15 protein-coding genes are annotated in these 15,278 nt (G+C 33.9%); 8 read left to right on the top strand and 7 right to left on the bottom strand.

Annotation, left to right across the window (positions count from 1 at the left end; genetic code table 11):
* Positions 1 to 151: 151 nt before the first annotated feature.
* The 5 genes from ACN0TY_RS00075 to ACN0TY_RS00055 form a co-directional block, all read right to left on the bottom strand.
* Positions 152 to 493, bottom strand: a complete 342-nt coding sequence (locus ACN0TY_RS00075) for a phage holin family protein (protein ID WP_236959337.1) — start codon at positions 491 to 493, stop codon at positions 152 to 154.
* Between the two features lie 92 nt (positions 494 to 585).
* The gene (locus ACN0TY_RS00070; RefSeq protein WP_417442897.1) at positions 586 to 2,100 is read right to left on the bottom strand and encodes a G-D-S-L family lipolytic protein; all 1,515 of its coding nucleotides are present in this window, start codon (positions 2,098 to 2,100) and stop codon (positions 586 to 588) included.
* Positions 2,101 to 2,121: 21 nt separating this feature from the next.
* Positions 2,122 to 3,372: an OmpP1/FadL family transporter gene (locus ACN0TY_RS00065; protein ID WP_417442896.1), complete on the bottom strand. Its 1,251-nt coding sequence runs from the start codon at positions 3,370 to 3,372 to the stop codon at positions 2,122 to 2,124.
* A gap of 109 nt (positions 3,373 to 3,481) precedes the next feature.
* Complete coding sequence (locus ACN0TY_RS00060; protein WP_417442895.1) at positions 3,482 to 4,252, bottom strand: alpha/beta fold hydrolase; 771 nt, start codon at positions 4,250 to 4,252, stop codon at positions 3,482 to 3,484.
* 55 nt (positions 4,253 to 4,307) lie between these two features.
* Positions 4,308 to 5,021: a pyridoxine 5'-phosphate synthase gene (locus ACN0TY_RS00055; protein ID WP_236959333.1), complete on the bottom strand. Its 714-nt coding sequence runs from the start codon at positions 5,019 to 5,021 to the stop codon at positions 4,308 to 4,310.
* 189 nt (positions 5,022 to 5,210) lie between these two features.
* Between ACN0TY_RS00055 and ACN0TY_RS00050 the strand changes: the two genes are divergently transcribed.
* The 8 genes from ACN0TY_RS00050 to murI all read left to right on the top strand — a co-directional run bounded on the left by ACN0TY_RS00050 (position 5,211) and on the right by murI (position 13,440).
* Positions 5,211 to 5,867, top strand: a complete 657-nt coding sequence (locus tag ACN0TY_RS00050) for a CBS domain-containing protein (RefSeq protein WP_236959332.1) — start codon at positions 5,211 to 5,213, stop codon at positions 5,865 to 5,867.
* Between the two features lie 64 nt (positions 5,868 to 5,931).
* Positions 5,932 to 6,819, top strand: coding sequence for an NAD kinase (locus ACN0TY_RS00045; RefSeq protein WP_417442894.1), 888 nt, complete (start codon positions 5,932 to 5,934; stop codon positions 6,817 to 6,819).
* Positions 6,820 to 7,014: 195 nt separating this feature from the next.
* On the top strand, positions 7,015 to 7,725 hold the full coding sequence (locus ACN0TY_RS00040) for a DUF6089 family protein (protein WP_417442893.1): 711 nt from the start codon (positions 7,015 to 7,017) through the stop codon (positions 7,723 to 7,725).
* A 6-nt stretch (positions 7,726 to 7,731) separates the two neighbouring features.
* Positions 7,732 to 8,469, top strand: coding sequence for an isoprenyl transferase (locus ACN0TY_RS00035; protein ID WP_236959329.1), 738 nt, complete (start codon positions 7,732 to 7,734; stop codon positions 8,467 to 8,469).
* A 7-nt stretch (positions 8,470 to 8,476) separates the two neighbouring features.
* Positions 8,477 to 11,014, top strand: coding sequence for an outer membrane protein assembly factor BamA (gene bamA / locus ACN0TY_RS00030; protein ID WP_417442892.1), 2,538 nt, complete (start codon positions 8,477 to 8,479; stop codon positions 11,012 to 11,014).
* A 114-nt stretch (positions 11,015 to 11,128) separates the two neighbouring features.
* Positions 11,129 to 11,947 carry an OmpH family outer membrane protein gene (locus ACN0TY_RS00025; RefSeq protein ID WP_417442891.1) on the top strand — a complete coding sequence of 273 codons (819 nt, stop codon included), beginning with the start codon at positions 11,129 to 11,131 and terminating at the stop codon, positions 11,945 to 11,947.
* Positions 11,948 to 11,989: 42 nt separating this feature from the next.
* Complete coding sequence (locus ACN0TY_RS00020; protein ID WP_417442890.1) at positions 11,990 to 12,499, top strand: OmpH family outer membrane protein; 510 nt, start codon at positions 11,990 to 11,992, stop codon at positions 12,497 to 12,499.
* Between the two features lie 152 nt (positions 12,500 to 12,651).
* On the top strand, positions 12,652 to 13,440 hold the full coding sequence (gene murI / locus ACN0TY_RS00015) for a glutamate racemase (RefSeq protein ID WP_417442889.1): 789 nt from the start codon (positions 12,652 to 12,654) through the stop codon (positions 13,438 to 13,440).
* Positions 13,441 to 13,487: 47 nt separating this feature from the next.
* On the opposite strand, the gene ACN0TY_RS00010 is transcribed toward murI, so the two are convergent.
* Together ACN0TY_RS00010 and ACN0TY_RS00005 are read right to left on the bottom strand one after the other, a co-directional pair.
* Positions 13,488 to 13,973 carry a dihydrofolate reductase gene (locus tag ACN0TY_RS00010; RefSeq protein WP_417442888.1) on the bottom strand — a complete coding sequence of 162 codons (486 nt, stop codon included), beginning with the start codon at positions 13,971 to 13,973 and terminating at the stop codon, positions 13,488 to 13,490.
* Positions 13,973 to 14,368 (bottom strand): 2TM domain-containing protein, encoded by a 396-nt coding sequence (locus ACN0TY_RS00005; RefSeq protein ID WP_417442887.1) that lies wholly within the window; start codon positions 14,366 to 14,368, stop codon positions 13,973 to 13,975. The genes ACN0TY_RS00010 and ACN0TY_RS00005 overlap by 1 nt, the downstream gene beginning before the upstream one ends.
* Positions 14,369 to 15,278 lie beyond the last annotated feature (910 nt).

Genomic DNA, 15,278 nt, shown 5'->3' with positions numbered 1-15,278 from the left:
TGTTATAGCCCTTTAAATAGGCGTCGAAATAACGATTAATAGCTTCTGAAGTGCTTTATTTTATAAAATATTTATGATTTCTGAAGTTGAACTTTCTATCAAAAATGAAGGTGAAATTAGATTTTTGATAGAAAGTGTATTTTTTATGTAATTATTCTGCTCCCGCTAATGACTCGAAAATGGATTGTAAAATTGATAGTAATAAGCTGAATAATAGTGCCCACCATATATTTTCAACAGTAAACCCACTTATAAAGTAATCTGCTAATAATATTATAATACCATTGATTATTATTAAGAATAAACCGAGTGTGATAATGGTTACTGGAAGTGTCAAAATTACTAAAACTGGTCTTACGATAAAATTTAGTAATGCCAGTACTGCAGCTACAATAATTGCTGTTCCGTAACTTTCGACTCCCACTCCAGGAAGAATTTTTGCTAATATAACTACAGAAATAGCAGTTAATAAGATTCTAATTATAAATTTCATGTGTCTATTTTAAGTTGTTATGTATTAAAGATATAAAAAAAGCGCTTGTCTGTAACAAGCGCTTTAGAAACTTAATATATTTTAATGTTTACCTATTCAACAAAAATTGTTGGATATGCTCCAGGATTTAATGAAGGAACAGTTGCATTGTATTTTTGATTGATTACACTAATCATATTATTTGCAAGTACAGCGTAACCACGTTGTGTAGGGTGAACACCGTCTAAAGAAAATGCACCACCTGTTGCAAATGTATTAGTAATGTTTCCTCCGTCAAAAGAAATACCTCCATTAGCTAATTGTGTCATTAATGCTTCTGCATCAACAAAAGCTAAATCGTATTGAGTTGCTAATCCTTCTATAGTTGCATTATATGCTGTTTGCGCAGTAGCGATATTAGCTTGCTCGCTAGGAATTAGAACGCTTTCATCTTGTAATGGGTATGTCACCCCTATATTATTAAATGGTTCTGGGATTCCAGCTTGTGCTGTTCCTATTAAAGAAGAAGTAGGTAAAGTAACTAAATCTTCTGCGGTAGCGTGTCTAGCTTGTCCGTAAAGCGAAGCCATAAGAGCAGCTTGCTGTGCAGGGATTCCATTTGCCTGTAATGCTGCGTTTAATTGTGCAGATAAATCTGTTAAATCTTTATCTTTTATCATTAATGGATTTGCTCCTGGTTGTAATAATACAACTCTATCTCCTTGCCCAAAAGCTGTAAGAATTTGTTTTAGAGGCCCAATTAATTGCGTGTTTAATGAAGTTGCAGTTGCCTCATCTAATGGTACTGGATTGTAAGGAACTGTTGTGAAGTAAGGAATTGTTGTTACATCTGGAATGTTTGCAACCACACCTTTTGCTCCATTTTCAGTTAGCTTTTCTAGTAATGTGTTGTAAGAAGCCGCAAAGACATTAGGGTCTGTAATATCATTACCTCCATATGTGCGTGGGTCTATGTTTCCTGTTTGATCTACACCAACACCGCCCGTAGTAGCGTATCCTAAGATATCGTTATTTCCTATCCATAGAGAAAAGAAAGTTGGGTTTTGAGAAGCTGCGTCTTCAATTACAGAAACGTCTGGAGAACTAGCCATTCTTACGAAATAAGGATTGGCAGCTCCTAAAGAAAGGTTTGCAATGTTCCCGTATCCAGCAAGGGATAAATGGTAAACTTTAGAACCAGGAACACCCATATTATTAAATGGTCCTTCTAATACATTGGTGATATCTGTAGTAGGAGTGCCTTCTAAAATTTGTGGAGTTTGACTTCCGTCTGCTCCAATAACAATAACGCGACGGTTGTCTGCAATTTCTTCGCCTCCAGCAAGTAAACCACCAAGGTTGTCGTTTACAAGTGGTTGTGTGAAATCACCACCTCCAACATGCTTAAATTGTGTAGCAAGCATGTTTGGAAAAGAATTTTGTTGTCCGTTTAAGTATAGAGATCCATCTGCATATCCTGCTGTTAGAGAGTTACCAACCGAAACAAAGTTAGAGAAATCGGCATCGCCGTTTGTGTAAAAACCTTGCTCATCAACTGGATCGTTAAATTCAGGTTGACATCCGGTAATTGCGGCTGCAGCAAGAGAGATATATAGTATTTTTTTCATTTTCTTAATAGTTAGCGTTAATTAAAATCCGTAAGTAACTCCTAAACCAGGAACAAAAGCGTTGTTCTTGTAGGTACCTTCAAAAGGAACATTTTGTCCGTTTTCTTGGTAATAGTCGTAAGACTCATCAACTTCATCAAAGTGGATATATAAGAAAGAAGCATCTATTGCGAAACGTTCACTTACTTTAAAAGAGAATCCTCCAGTGAAATTATTAGAATCATTTCTAGGAGTTTCCGGAGCGAAATATCCTGCTTGAACAGGAGATTCATCGAAATAATAACCTCCTCTTAGTATGAAACGGTTAGTGGCAGCGTACTGTAAACCAAATCTATAGGTAGAAGCATTTTTGTAGTTACGAGGATTTAGAGATTCTTGCCCGTTGCTGAAAATCACATCTAAAGCTTCGTAAGAACTCCAGTAAGCGCGATTATAATCAAAAGCAACTAACCATTTCTCTGTGATAGCGTATGATGCTCCAACAGTTAATTCTGCAGGTAGCGGTAAAGCAGCGTTAAAAGTAACATTGTCAAATTCTCCATTTAGGTTTGCTCCAGACGGAACATTTTGGAAATCTGCTTCTCCGTTTTCTGCATTCATTTCTATTTCTGAACGGTAATTAATACCCAGCGTAAACTCATTTGTAGGTCTAACCATTAGTCCTAAGTTATACCCCCAAGCAGTAATTCCGCTTTTATCAATAGTTACATTAGTTCTTTCTCCTTCTAGGTTAGAAGTTGTTCTGTCTATATTTCTGTTGAAATTAACAGCTCCAGTAGCGTAAATCGGTCCACCACCAATACTAACTTTATCGTTTATTTTAATAGATAATGTAGGTTGGATAAATATAGCCTGTAGGCTAATATCGTTTATTAAGTGAGAACCTTCCCAGTCTGTAGGGTATTCAACACCACTTCCATAAGGAGTGTAAATCCCTAGACCAACACTTGCCCAATCGTTAATTTTATAGGCTGCATAAACATTGAAAGGAGTAGATACAGGATTGTCTGCTTCTGTAGACCATCCGTATTGTTCGTTTTGGAAACTAATATTGGCGAATACCGCATTAGCGCCACCACTAACAGTGAATCTTTCATTTAAAAAAGTAAGTCCAGCGGGGTTAAAAAACACCAATTCTGAAGAGTTAAGTACAGCTACTCCAGTATGTCCCATGGCAAGTTGCTTCTGCCCTTGCAGGGAGATACGGTAACCTCCTGCATAAGTTAAGGCACTAGTAAGCAACACCATCGCCAAAAGCGTAAGTTTTTTCATTTATTTGTTAATTTAGAATTATGAATATTAGCTCTTCAAATTTAATACAATATTATTCATATGCAATTTTGAGAGGCTTCATATTTCAAAATCGTTAAAAAATTAACATTTAATGCTGTAGAAAAGAGATGGATTTTTCGAAAAATTGCTTTGGATTCTCGGCATGAAGCCAATGTCCAGCATTGTCTATAGTTTCTAGATTTGCAATAGGAAAATGTGTTTTTATGAGATCTTTATCATTAGGAGAGATATATTCTGATTTTGATCCTCTTAAAAATAAAGTCTTACCATCAAAAGTTTTTTGTGCCGGAAGTGCTTCTCCAATTTCTTCTTGAGCATTTTCTAATACTGGAAGATTGAATCTAAAGGCGAGTTTGTCTTTTGTTTTCCAATACAAGTTTTTAAGCAAGAATTGGCGTGTTCCCCAATCATTAATATAATTAGAGAGTGCTTCGTCTGCTTCTGTTCGGGTGGTGATCTTGTTGAAATCTAAAGACTTTAACCCGTTTATAATAGTTTGATGGTGTGGAGGGTAATATTTTGGAGCAATGTCTGCAATTAAGAGTCTCTTTACAACATCTGGATGGGATACAGCTAATAACATGGCAACTTTACCACCCATGGAATGACCGATAATGTTTACTTGTGATAGATTTTTTGATGTAGTATATTTAACAACATCTTCAACCATGAGTTCGTAAGAAAAATCATCAGAATGGAAGCTCTTTCCGTGGTTTCTTAAATCGAGAAGATGAACTTCAAAACCTTCATCTGCATATTTTTTACCTAAAGTTTTCCAGTTATCAGACATTCCTAAGAAACCATGTAGGATAAGAAGAGGTTCTCCTGAGCCTATAATTTTAGATGTAAGTATATTCATAATGAAGTTGAAAAAAGTTAAAAATATAAAGTTGAAAAGCTAATCCGCTAGCTTCTTATTTAAGTTTCTGTAAATACATTTGTACTACATTCTCTAGTCCTAAATAAAGTGATTCCGCAATTAGCGCATGACCTATAGAAACCTCTAAAAGATTTGGAATGTTTTGTTTGAAAAAAGCAGTGTTTTCAAGATTTAAATCATGGCCCGCATTTATCCCTAATCCAACTTTAGTAGCAACATTAGCAGCTTCAATGTATGGATTTATACCTGCTTTATTTCCTTTTTCAAACTCACTAGCAAAGGCTTCTGTGTAGAGTTCAATTCTATCGGTGCCAGTTTCTGCTGCTCCTTCAACCATTTTAGAAACTGGATCTACAAAAATAGAAGTGCGAATATTGTTTGCTTTAAATTCAGCAATAATATCAACTAAAAAATCTTTATGTTTAATGGTGTCCCATCCAGCATTAGAGGTGATTGCGTCTACTGCATCTGGAACTAAAGTTACCTGTGTAGGCTTAACTTCTAATACCAAGTCCATAAAACTCTTAATAGGATTTCCTTCAATATTATATTCCGTAGTCACTACGCTGGGAAGGTCTCTGGCGTCTTGGTATCTAATGTGACGTTCGTCTGGTCTTGGGTGAATTGTAATTCCTTCTCCGCCAAATTCTTGAATGTCTTTAGCTACTTTTAATAAGTTAGGAACATTACCGCCTCTTGAATTTCTAAGGGTGGCAATTTTATTTATATTAACACTAAGTTTTGTCATAAGTATAAAAAAATCGATTATTAGTGCTACAAAAATACGACCTAAAGTAGGCTATAACAAACTTAAAACTATAAAAGAGAGTGTCTGCCTTATTTATAAATGAATAGACACTTTAAAATATTACTTAGTGCATAAAGGCTATGTTATTGTAATAGAAATTGATTAATTTGCAATAGAAATAGGCTTGTTATGAATTTACATTCTTATATAAATAATGATATCCTTCCGTTATTACCTAATTATCCGGTAAAAATGGTGAGAGGAATGTTTTCAGATTGTACAAATACCCATATTCCTGTTGTAGAAGATAATATGCTGGTAGGGAACATTTCTGAAGATGATGTACAGGGATTTGATGCTGAAAGTAAAGTGAGTGATTATCTTTATGCTTTGGATGTTTTCTTTGTGCGAAAAGAAACAAATTGGTTGGATGTTTTAGAGGCATTTGCGAAGTTCAATACGAACGTATTGCCAATTTTAAATGAAAACAATGAATATATTGGTTATTACGAGTTGATAGATATAATGAGTTTGTTTAAAGAAACTCCTTTTTTAAATGAACCTGGAGGGATATTGATTGTAGAAAAAGGGAATGCAGATTATTCTTTTAGTGAAGTGTCTCAGATTGTAGAAAGTAATGATGGGAAATTATTAGGTGCTTTTATTTCTGATGACCAAGGAGAAGTAACTCAAATAACAATGAAAATTGGGAATACTGGATTAAATGAGATTATTCAAACCTTTAGAAGATACAGTTATAATGTTGTTTCTGGTAATGAAGAGGACTCTTATATTGAAGGTTTGAAAGAGCGATCAAATTATTTAGACAGATTTTTAAAGATTTAATACTAATTATCAATCCTTTTATAAAGGGTGAGTTAGTTAATTTTTCAGTAATAAAAAATAGCGAATGAAAGTTTGTATTTACGGTCAATATTATAAAGAAGATTCAGAAGAATACATTCTTAAATTGTTGGAAGTGCTTGAAAGAAATAGCGCTGATGTGTATTTGGAAAGTGAATATTTGCTTCAGATAAAAGAGCCGCTAGGAATCACTAATCCTTATAAAACATTTTCTTCATTCGAAGATCTTGATGATACTTTTGATATTTTTTTAAGCGTAGGGGGAGACGGTACAATGCTTAGAACTGTTCTTTTTGTTCGCGATTTAGATATTCCGATTTTAGGGATAAATACAGGGAGACTAGGTTTTCTTGCTACGGTACAAAAGGAAAATATTGAAGCTGCTATTGAAGAGGTGTTAAGAAATGGTTTTGAAGTGAAAAATAGAGCTTTGCTCCAGATTACTGCTGCCAACTGTAATATGGAAGAGCAAACAGAAGTTAATTTTGCTCTTAATGAAATCGCGGTAAGTAGGAAAAATACAACCTCGATGATAACGATTGCTACTTGGTTGGATGGAGAATATCTCACGTCTTATTGGGCGGACGGACTTATTGTAGCGACGCCAACAGGTTCTACAGGATATTCCTTGAGTTGTAATGGACCTGTAATTGCGCCTAGTACAGATGCTTTGGTGTTAACGCCAATAGCGCCTCATAATTTAAATGCACGGCCATTGGTTATTCCTGATAAAACTAAAATTAGACTAAAGGTTTCTGGGAGAGAGGATACGTTCTTAGTGTCTTTAGATTCTAGGTTAGCAACTTTAGATAATGATACTGAGGTTTTTATAGAGAGAGCACCTTTTACAATTAAATTAGTAGACCTTAAAGAAGAGAGTTTTTTAATCACACTCCGTAATAAGCTGTTGTGGGGAGAAGATAAGCGTAATTAAGATTAATTGTTCCCAATGGATTGCTAATGAGTATCTAAAAAACGCTAGTTTGATTTGATATTTATGGCTAAAAATACATGTAATATAAACTGCGGAAGCAATAAAACCTCACAATTTTTGTTTTAAAAGCACATTCATTTAAACGATATTACCCAAAAAATATCATATTGTATATATTTGCAAACTTTGAAAGCTATGAATTTTAGAATCTTAACCATAATATTTATGTTGGCATCAACAATGTCTTATGCTCAGATGTTTGAGGTAGGGGCCTTTGTTGGTGGAAGTAATTACATAGGAGATGTAGGATCTTCTTGGTATGTAAGACCAAATAGTCTTGCTGCTGGAGGTGTTTTTAAATGGAATATTAGTAAGCGTTATGCTTATAGAGCGTCTTTTACATATTCTACTTTACATGCATCAGATTTAGATTCTGATAATTCTGCAAGGCAGTCTCGGGGGTATAATTTTTCTAATAAAATTTTGGAGGGTTCGCTAGGAATGGAGTTCAATTTTTTAGAGTTTGATTTATCCGAATTTTCAAAATCTGTTACACCATATATATATAGTGGTGTTGCATATACTAGATATAAGGATTTATATTACACTACAAGAACACCAACTCCTTCGACTGGTGATGCTGATGTATCAAAAAATAAAGCTACATTTGCAATCCCTATGATTTTAGGGATAAAAGGGAAAATTAGTAAACGTTTTGTTCTAGCTGCAGAAGTTGGAGCTCGTTATACATTTACCGATAATTTAGACGGAAGTAATCCAATAGATCCACCAACATCGACGATTGTGGAGTTCGGAAGTCAATATAGCGATGATTGGTACGTGTTTTCAGGAGTAACATTAACGTATACTTTTGGGAAAAGGCCATGCTATAGTTGTTATGATTAGTGAGAAATGAATGAAGAGTTAATTAATAAAGAAAATCTACCTAAACATATTGCCATTATTATGGATGGTAATGGTAGATGGGCTAAGCAAAAAGGGAAGCTGAGAGTTTTTGGACATGAAAATGGAGCTAAAGCCGTCAAAGAAGTTATAGAAGGTAGCGCGAAGTTGGGAGTTGAAAACTTAACACTTTATGCTTTTTCTACTGAAAATTGGAATCGACCAAAACTAGAGGTGGAGACCCTTATGAAGCTACTAGTTTCTTCTTTAAAGAAAGAATTACATACTCTTGTTGAAAATAATATTAGGCTAAAAGCAATAGGTACACTAGAAACTTTGCCTAAAAAAGCACGTAAAGAATTACTCGAAGTAATGGAGAAAACAAAGAGTAATACACGTATGACGCTCACCTTAGCTTTGAGCTATGGAGCAAGAGAAGAGCTTAAAAATGCTGTGGTACAGCTTTGTACTAAAGTTAAAAATAATATAATTTCTATAGATTCTATTGACGAATCAATAATAAATAATCATCTTTACACGCAAGATTTGCCAGATGTGGACCTCCTTATTAGGACAAGTGGGGAACACAGAATTAGTAATTTTTTACTATGGCAAATAGCCTATGCTGAGTTGTATTTTACAAAAACTCTTTGGCCAGATTTTACCAAAGAGCACTTGTGGGAAGCAATAATAAACTATCAAAACAGAGAACGGAGATTTGGAAAGACAAGCGAACAACTTAACTAAGAATATCATGTTGACACGATATTTGGGTGTATTAATACTATTACTATCTTTTGCTAAAAATGCTAGTGCTCAGGAGACTACTTTCGATAAAGGAGAAGAATACATTCTAGGGGGAATAGAAGTAACAGGAGTAAAAAGCTTTAATGAGCAAACCGTTATAACCTACACAGGCTTAAGAAATGGACAAGCAATTACAGTTCCTGGTGAAGAAATAAGTGAAGTAATTAATAAGCTTTGGAGTCTAAACCTCTTTAGTGATATTAATATTTATAAGACAAAAGTTCAAGGAAATAAAATCTTTTTAGAACTGAATGTAAAAGAGCTTCCTACGCTTTCTGATGTTAGAATCACTGGAATAAAGAAAAAGAAGATCGACGATATAGAGAAAGATGCCGATCTTAAAAAGGGTAAGAAAGTAACAGAAAGTTTTATTTCTAATACAAGAAATTACCTTGTAAATAAATACAAAAAAGAAGGGTACCTAAATACAAAAGTAAATATCAATACCATAGCGGATACTACAGAAGCTAATGCTGTTAAAATGGTAGTAGGTATAGATAGAGGTGAGAAAGTTAAGATTCAAGATATTAATTTTAATGGTAATGAGAAGCTGTCTGACAAGAAGCTTAAAAAAGCCATGAAGAATACTAAAGAGAAATTCTTTGGTCGCTTTTGGAAGAAATCTAAATTCATCCCAGAAGATTATCAAACAGACCTTACTTCTATTGTAGATGCATACAAAGAAAGAGGTTATAGAGATGCTCGTGTTACAAAAGATTCAATTATTTATAATGAAGATAATACGATAGATATCCAAATAGATTTAGAAGAAGGAAATAAGTATTACTTCGGAAAAATTGATTTCGTAGGAAATGCAGCATATACAGATGAGCAATTAAGCAGAGTTCTTGGTTTAAAACAAGGAGATGTATATAATGGTGTATTATTTGACAAACGTATTGCTGATCAAACTAAACCAGATGGGCAAGATATTACCAATTTATATCAGAATAATGGATATTTATTCTCTCAGATAAATCCTGTAGAAGTTTCTGCAAAGAATGATACCATAGATTTTGAAGTTAGAATTATTGAAGGTAAACTAGCATACTTTGAGAATGTAACGGTTTCTGGAAATGATAAAACTAATGACCACGTAATTTATAGAGAGTTAAGAACTAAGCCAGGGCAACTTTATTCAAAAGATAATGTTGTAAGAACTATTCGAGAATTAGGACAGCTAGGTTATTTTGATCCTGAAAGTATAAATCCAGAAATCTTAGATCCAAATCCACAAACAGGAACTGTAGGTATTAACTATAGTGTTGTTGAAAAAGGATCTAGCCAGATCGAGCTACAAGGTGGTTATGGTGGTGGTGGTTTCATCGGTACATTAGGACTTTCTTTTAATAACTTTTCTATCAGAAATATATTTAAAGGAGAAGAATATAAGCCAGTTCCGATGGGAGATGGTCAAAGACTATCATTGCGTTTGCAAGCCAGTAGATACTTCCAAACATATAGTTTCTCATTTGTAGAGCCATGGATGGGAGGTAAAAAACCAGTTCAGTTTTCTACTTCAGTATCTAGAACATTACAATTTAGGTACAATCCTTTAACAGGAGATGCAGATAAAGATCAACGTTTCGTAATTACTGGAGCAACAGTAGGGTTGGCAAAACGTTTAAACTGGCCAGATAACTACTTTCAGTTGTCTCATGCATTGAGTTTCCAGCATTATGACCTTCAGAATTATAACACTTCGTTATTTACATTTGGAGACGGATACTCAAATAACTTAGCATATACTATAGCGTTATCAAGAAATAATACTTCTGTGAATCCTATTTTCCCAATGGCAGGATCAGAATTTAATATTAGTTTGAAATTATCAGCTCCTTACTCATTATTTAATGGAATTGATTATGCCAATTTAGGAGATGATGAAGAGTATCAAACTACAAATTCTCAAAATGAAATAATTCCAGATCAGCCTAAAATTGATCAAGAAAAATATAAGTGGTTAGAATTTTATAAAGTTAAGTTCAGTGGAAACTGGTATACAAACCTTGTAGCAAAACTAGTTTTAAAGACAGGAGTTGAGTTTGGTTTCTTAGGAGCTTATAATGATGATAGAGGGGTGATTCCTTTTGAGCGTTTCTTCTTAGGGGGAGATGGTTTAGGGAACTATACTTTAGATGGTAGAGAGAATATTGCTTTGAGAGGATATCCTAACCAATCGTTATCTGGAGTAGATGGTTCTACGGTTTATAATAAATTCTCGTTAGAATTACGTTATCCAATCACATTGAAGCCAACAGCGTCTATTTATGCGTTATCATTCTTAGAAGGGGGTGCAGCATATGACGATTTCAATACTTACAATCCGTTTGATTTAAAACGTTCTGCAGGACTTGGGGTGCGTATATTTATGCCAGCCTTCGGTTTACTAGGAATAGACTTTGGTTATGGGTTTGATCCTATTCCAGGAGATATTGAGCCTAGTGGATGGCAAACGCATTTCATTATTGGTCAGCAGTTTTAATTTTTGGCACGGTATTTTCTATGTTAGTCATGTTTAGTTATTATTGCATAGAAAAAGGTTGATAAGTAATAAATTTTTGTTTTCTTCGTATTCAGAAATTAAAAACGCAGAAAGATGAAAACATACGTTCTTTTAATATTGTTAGCTTTAACAGCTTTTTCTGTAGACGCTCAGCGAGGAGTAAGAATTGGATATGTAGATATGGAATACATTTTACAAAATGTAGAAGAGTATCAGATGGCCAATACACAGCTTGCTAATAAAGTACAGAAATGGAAGTTAGAAGCCGAAGATCAAGAAAGTACAATCCAAAAGATGTGGGCAGATCTTAATGCTGAAAAAATTCTTTTAACAAAAGAACTTATTCAAGAGAGAGAAGAGGAGATTAATGCGTTGGAAAGTCAGATGAAAGATTACCAACAGGATAGATTTGGGCCGCAAGGAGATTTAATTCGCCAAAGGAGTCAATTAGTAAAGCCTATTCAAGATCAAGTTTTTAATGCTGTTCAAGAAATTGCTGCTAATAAAAAATATGATTTTGTTTTTGATAAATCAGCAGATGTTGTTATGTTGTACTCCGATAAGAGATATGACATAAGTGAGCAGGTGCTAAGAAGTATTAATGTTACCAGAAAAAAAGGTGATAGAAATGATACTAATAGTGCTTTAGATGAATTTGAAGAAGTAGATCCTGAGTTAAAAGCAAGAGAAGAAGCATATCAGCAGAAAAAAGAAGATATGGCTAATGATGTAGAGGCAAGAAGAGAAGCTAAGCTTAAAGAAATTGAAGCTCGTAAAAAAGCATACGAAGAAAGAAGAGCCAAAATGCTGGAAGAGCGAGAGGCAAAAAGAAAAGCCAAGCTCGAAGAAAGAGAAAGATTAAAACAAGAAAATAATAATTCTAACACGACGGAAAACGAAGGGGAGGAATAGTAATTCAATAACAAGTAAATATTTTAGAAATTTTAAAAAACCATGAAACACTTTAAAACATTAGTAATTGCAGTTGTATTAGCAGTAGGTTCAATTAGTTTTACATCAGCACAGAGTAAAATAGCTCACATTAATGTAGAGCAATTAATGGCAGATATGCCAGCTATGAAAACTGCTCAAGCAGAACTTAAGAAATTAAGTGATACTTACCAAGCAGATATTACAACAAGCTACCAAGAGTTAGAGAATAAAATGAAGCTATACAAAAATGAAGCTCCAACTAAATCTCAAGATGAAAATCAAAAAAGAGCTCAAGAAGTAGATGGGATGCAACAAACAATTATGCAAGCTCGTCAGCAAGCTCAAAAAGAGCTTCAAGAAAAGCAACTTGAACTGTTAGAGCCAATCATGCAAAAAGCAAATGATGCTATTCAGAAAGTAGGAAGAGAAAAAGGATACCAGTATGTGTTTGATACATCTCCTGGAGCTGGAGTTATTCTTGCTGAAGGAACTGATATTATCGGTGATGTAAAAAAGGAATTAGGATTCTAAGAATCTAATTTCATTAAGAAAGTATAAAAAACTGCCTACATTTCTGTAGGCAGTTTTTTTATGCCTAATAAATACAGAAGTTATTTTTTATTCTCATATCACTGCAATAATTGATTATATTTATTCTCAATCGGTACAATTAAATAATATTAATGAAAACGCAACCCATAGGTATCTTCGATTCTGGTATTGGAGGGACTTCTATTTGGAAAGAAATTCACGAGTTACTTCCTAATGAGTCTACTATTTATTTAGCAGATAGTAAGCATGCTCCTTATGGAGAGAAAACTCAGAATGATATATTAGCATTAAGCGTTAAAAATACAGAATACCTTTTATCTCGTGGTTGTAAGATTATTGTTGTGGCTTGTAATACAGCAACGACTAATGCAATAAACTATCTTCGCGAAAACTATCATGTTCCATTTATTGGTATAGAGCCGGCAATAAAACCTGCAGCATTAAATTCTTCAACAGGGGTAGTGGGAGTTTTAGCAACTCGTGGAACTTTAACAAGTAGTTTGTTTACAAAAACGACTGCATTGTATGCTAAAGATCGAAAAGTAATCGAGCAATTTGGAGACGGTTTAGTGCCGCTTATCGAAGCTGGTAAAATAGAGAGTCCAGAAATGGATGCCTTGTTGCAAGAATATTTGCAGCCTATGATAGCAGAAAATATAGACCATTTAGTTTTGGGCTGCACGCATTATCCGTATCTAATACCTAAGATTAAACAATTCCTGCCTCCTTCAGTAAATATCATAGACTCCGGAAAGGCGGTAGCAAAGCAGACCCAGAATATTTTGGATAACTTGCATTTTCTTAATGATAATAAAAAAAGGCCTGTATTAGATTTTTATACTAATACAGACCCTGATGTTTTAGAATCTTTCTTGGGAGTTTATAGGGATGTAGCTACAATTTCTTATTTAGATTTTTGACGTTTTTTTAAGTAGAAGATTTAGTAGTTCTTTTAAATATTACGGAGCTATTTCCTAACATATGTTAGGTAAGTAAAATCGAAGTTATGTTTCTCGTCTTTTTTGTAGGTCTCCTCATTAATAAGTCCCCATTTGTCTTCTTCAATTTCAGGGAAAAAAGTATCAGCATCAAATTTTCCATGAACGCGAGTAAGTTCTATTTTGTCAGCAAATGGCATGGCGAGCTTATAAATCTCACCTCCACCAATAATAAAAGGTTGATCGTCGTCTTTAGCTTCGGCCAATGCTTCTTGTAATGTGTTAACAACAACACAAGCATCCCCAGGATTGTAATCTTTTTGTCTTGTAATAATAATATGTTTTCTATTTGGTAGCGGAGCAGGGAAACTTTCAAAAGTTTTACGTCCCATAATTATTGCATGCCCTGTGGTGAGTCGTTTAAATCTTTTAAAATCGTCGGGTAAGTGCCAAACCAAATCATTATCTTTTCCAAGCGCATTATTTTCTGCTGCCGCAGCTATCATTGTAATCATTAATTAATGTTATTTTCAGGTTCAATATCTTCAGGATATTCTTTCTCTACTTCTAGTTGTATTTTATTAATCCTTTTTTTCTGGATTGCAACTAGTTTTTCACGTTGCTTTCTTTCCCATTCTTTTCCTAAAAATGGATCTACAAAGTAAACATTTATAAAATGAAGTAAGAGTAAAAAACTCCAAAATGAAATTCCCCATATAAACCAATTATAATCCTCTCCGTATTTTAGAAATTTGTTGGCTACAATCATAAACACGCTTCCAATCAAAAATATTACAAAGTGGTAGTACAGTCTTTTCTTTTGTTTAATTCGAGCTTGCGCATTTTCTATTAATTCATGCTGGTCAAGTTCAATTTCATGTTGTGGTTTTTTATTACTTTTTGAAAACATAGTTTTAGATATTTTATATAAAGTTACAAAATCAGGTCAAATGTATAGAATAAAAATATAATGTCGTCTTTCTTTTTCTTTATAGCGTGCCCATACTGCTTTTGAAGGAAACAGTATCGGCCGGGCTATACGCTGTATCTCTTTTCGTACCTCTAAGAGGATGCCGCTTCTATCCCTCACGCGATTGCTTGGTGTGTTTAATATGAGTTTTGGATACACCTATATATAAGGACTCATTTTTTAAGTATATATAAGGATGTCTTTAATAAGACGAACGAAGCTCTCGTATTGAATAAATCATATTATTTCTTGAATGAATAATTAATTTTCAAGTTTTTTTCTAGGAGTTATACTCTATATAATAGGAGTGGGTCATGTTTTGTTAGCTTTTGCTCTAGTCATACGTTCAACAACTCCCACTGTGAACCTAAGTGAATCGGCTTTGTATTCCCGTAAAAGGAGTAGCGTTTGTATGTTATCAAAAAGTTTTTTTGTGGTTAAGTGTCGGTTATTTAAGGGCTTACCAAATACTTTCAAAAAAAGGGCATAAAAAGCTTGGAAATAGGATTAATAATTATCTATATTTGCACCCGCTTAGGGAAAGAGATGTAGTTAGAAAGTATAAGCGAAGTTCATTAAAATAAGGTGTTTTCGAGTAAGTTGGGAGTTGAGTTGAAGCTTCAAAAAAAGATTTAATTTATTTTCAAAAAAGCTTGCGAGGAATTAAAAAGTTATTTACTTTTGCACCCGCTTTAACAACGAAAGTTGTGGAGCTAAAAAAATAGAATTTACGAGTTCATTGAAATATTGTTGACAGCACGATTTTAAATTTATATTTAAGATCACCTAGTAAAAAGATTAAGCAAAATTATTTTGAGTCATACTTGGATTTATTGAGCGATTGCGATAG

This window comes from Joostella sp. (assembly GCF_048266025.1).
In the GTDB taxonomy this organism is placed as follows: Bacteria; Bacteroidota; Bacteroidia; order Flavobacteriales; family Flavobacteriaceae; genus Galbibacter; species Galbibacter atrarenae.
This window is presented reverse-complemented; position numbering and strand designations above follow the sequence as displayed.

What these genes read in the sequence shown, in the direction of transcription:
- murI (WP_417442889.1), top strand. Translation starts at nt 12,652, where the DNA reads ATGAAAACGCAACCCATAGGTATCTTCGATTCTGGTATTGGAGGGACT.
- ACN0TY_RS00035 (WP_236959329.1), top strand. Translation starts at nt 7,732, where the DNA reads ATGAATGAAGAGTTAATTAATAAAGAAAATCTACCTAAACATATTGCC.
- ACN0TY_RS00020 (WP_417442890.1), top strand. Translation starts at nt 11,990, where the DNA reads ATGAAACACTTTAAAACATTAGTAATTGCAGTTGTATTAGCAGTAGGT.
- ACN0TY_RS00060 (WP_417442895.1), bottom strand. Translation starts at nt 4,252, where the DNA reads ATGAATATACTTACATCTAAAATTATAGGCTCAGGAGAACCTCTTCTT.
- ACN0TY_RS00065 (WP_417442896.1), bottom strand. Translation starts at nt 3,372, where the DNA reads ATGAAAAAACTTACGCTTTTGGCGATGGTGTTGCTTACTAGTGCCTTA.
- bamA (WP_417442892.1), top strand. Translation starts at nt 8,477, where the DNA reads ATGTTGACACGATATTTGGGTGTATTAATACTATTACTATCTTTTGCT.
- ACN0TY_RS00025 (WP_417442891.1), top strand. Translation starts at nt 11,129, where the DNA reads ATGAAAACATACGTTCTTTTAATATTGTTAGCTTTAACAGCTTTTTCT.
- ACN0TY_RS00050 (WP_236959332.1), top strand. Translation starts at nt 5,211, where the DNA reads ATGAATTTACATTCTTATATAAATAATGATATCCTTCCGTTATTACCT.
- ACN0TY_RS00040 (WP_417442893.1), top strand. Translation starts at nt 7,015, where the DNA reads ATGAATTTTAGAATCTTAACCATAATATTTATGTTGGCATCAACAATG.
- ACN0TY_RS00045 (WP_417442894.1), top strand. Translation starts at nt 5,932, where the DNA reads ATGAAAGTTTGTATTTACGGTCAATATTATAAAGAAGATTCAGAAGAA.
- ACN0TY_RS00075 (WP_236959337.1), bottom strand. Translation starts at nt 493, where the DNA reads ATGAAATTTATAATTAGAATCTTATTAACTGCTATTTCTGTAGTTATA.
- ACN0TY_RS00005 (WP_417442887.1), bottom strand. Translation starts at nt 14,368, where the DNA reads ATGTTTTCAAAAAGTAATAAAAAACCACAACATGAAATTGAACTTGAC.
- ACN0TY_RS00010 (WP_417442888.1), bottom strand. Translation starts at nt 13,973, where the DNA reads ATGATTACAATGATAGCTGCGGCAGCAGAAAATAATGCGCTTGGAAAA.
- ACN0TY_RS00055 (WP_236959333.1), bottom strand. Translation starts at nt 5,021, where the DNA reads ATGACAAAACTTAGTGTTAATATAAATAAAATTGCCACCCTTAGAAAT.
- ACN0TY_RS00070 (WP_417442897.1), bottom strand. Translation starts at nt 2,100, where the DNA reads ATGAAAAAAATACTATATATCTCTCTTGCTGCAGCCGCAATTACCGGA.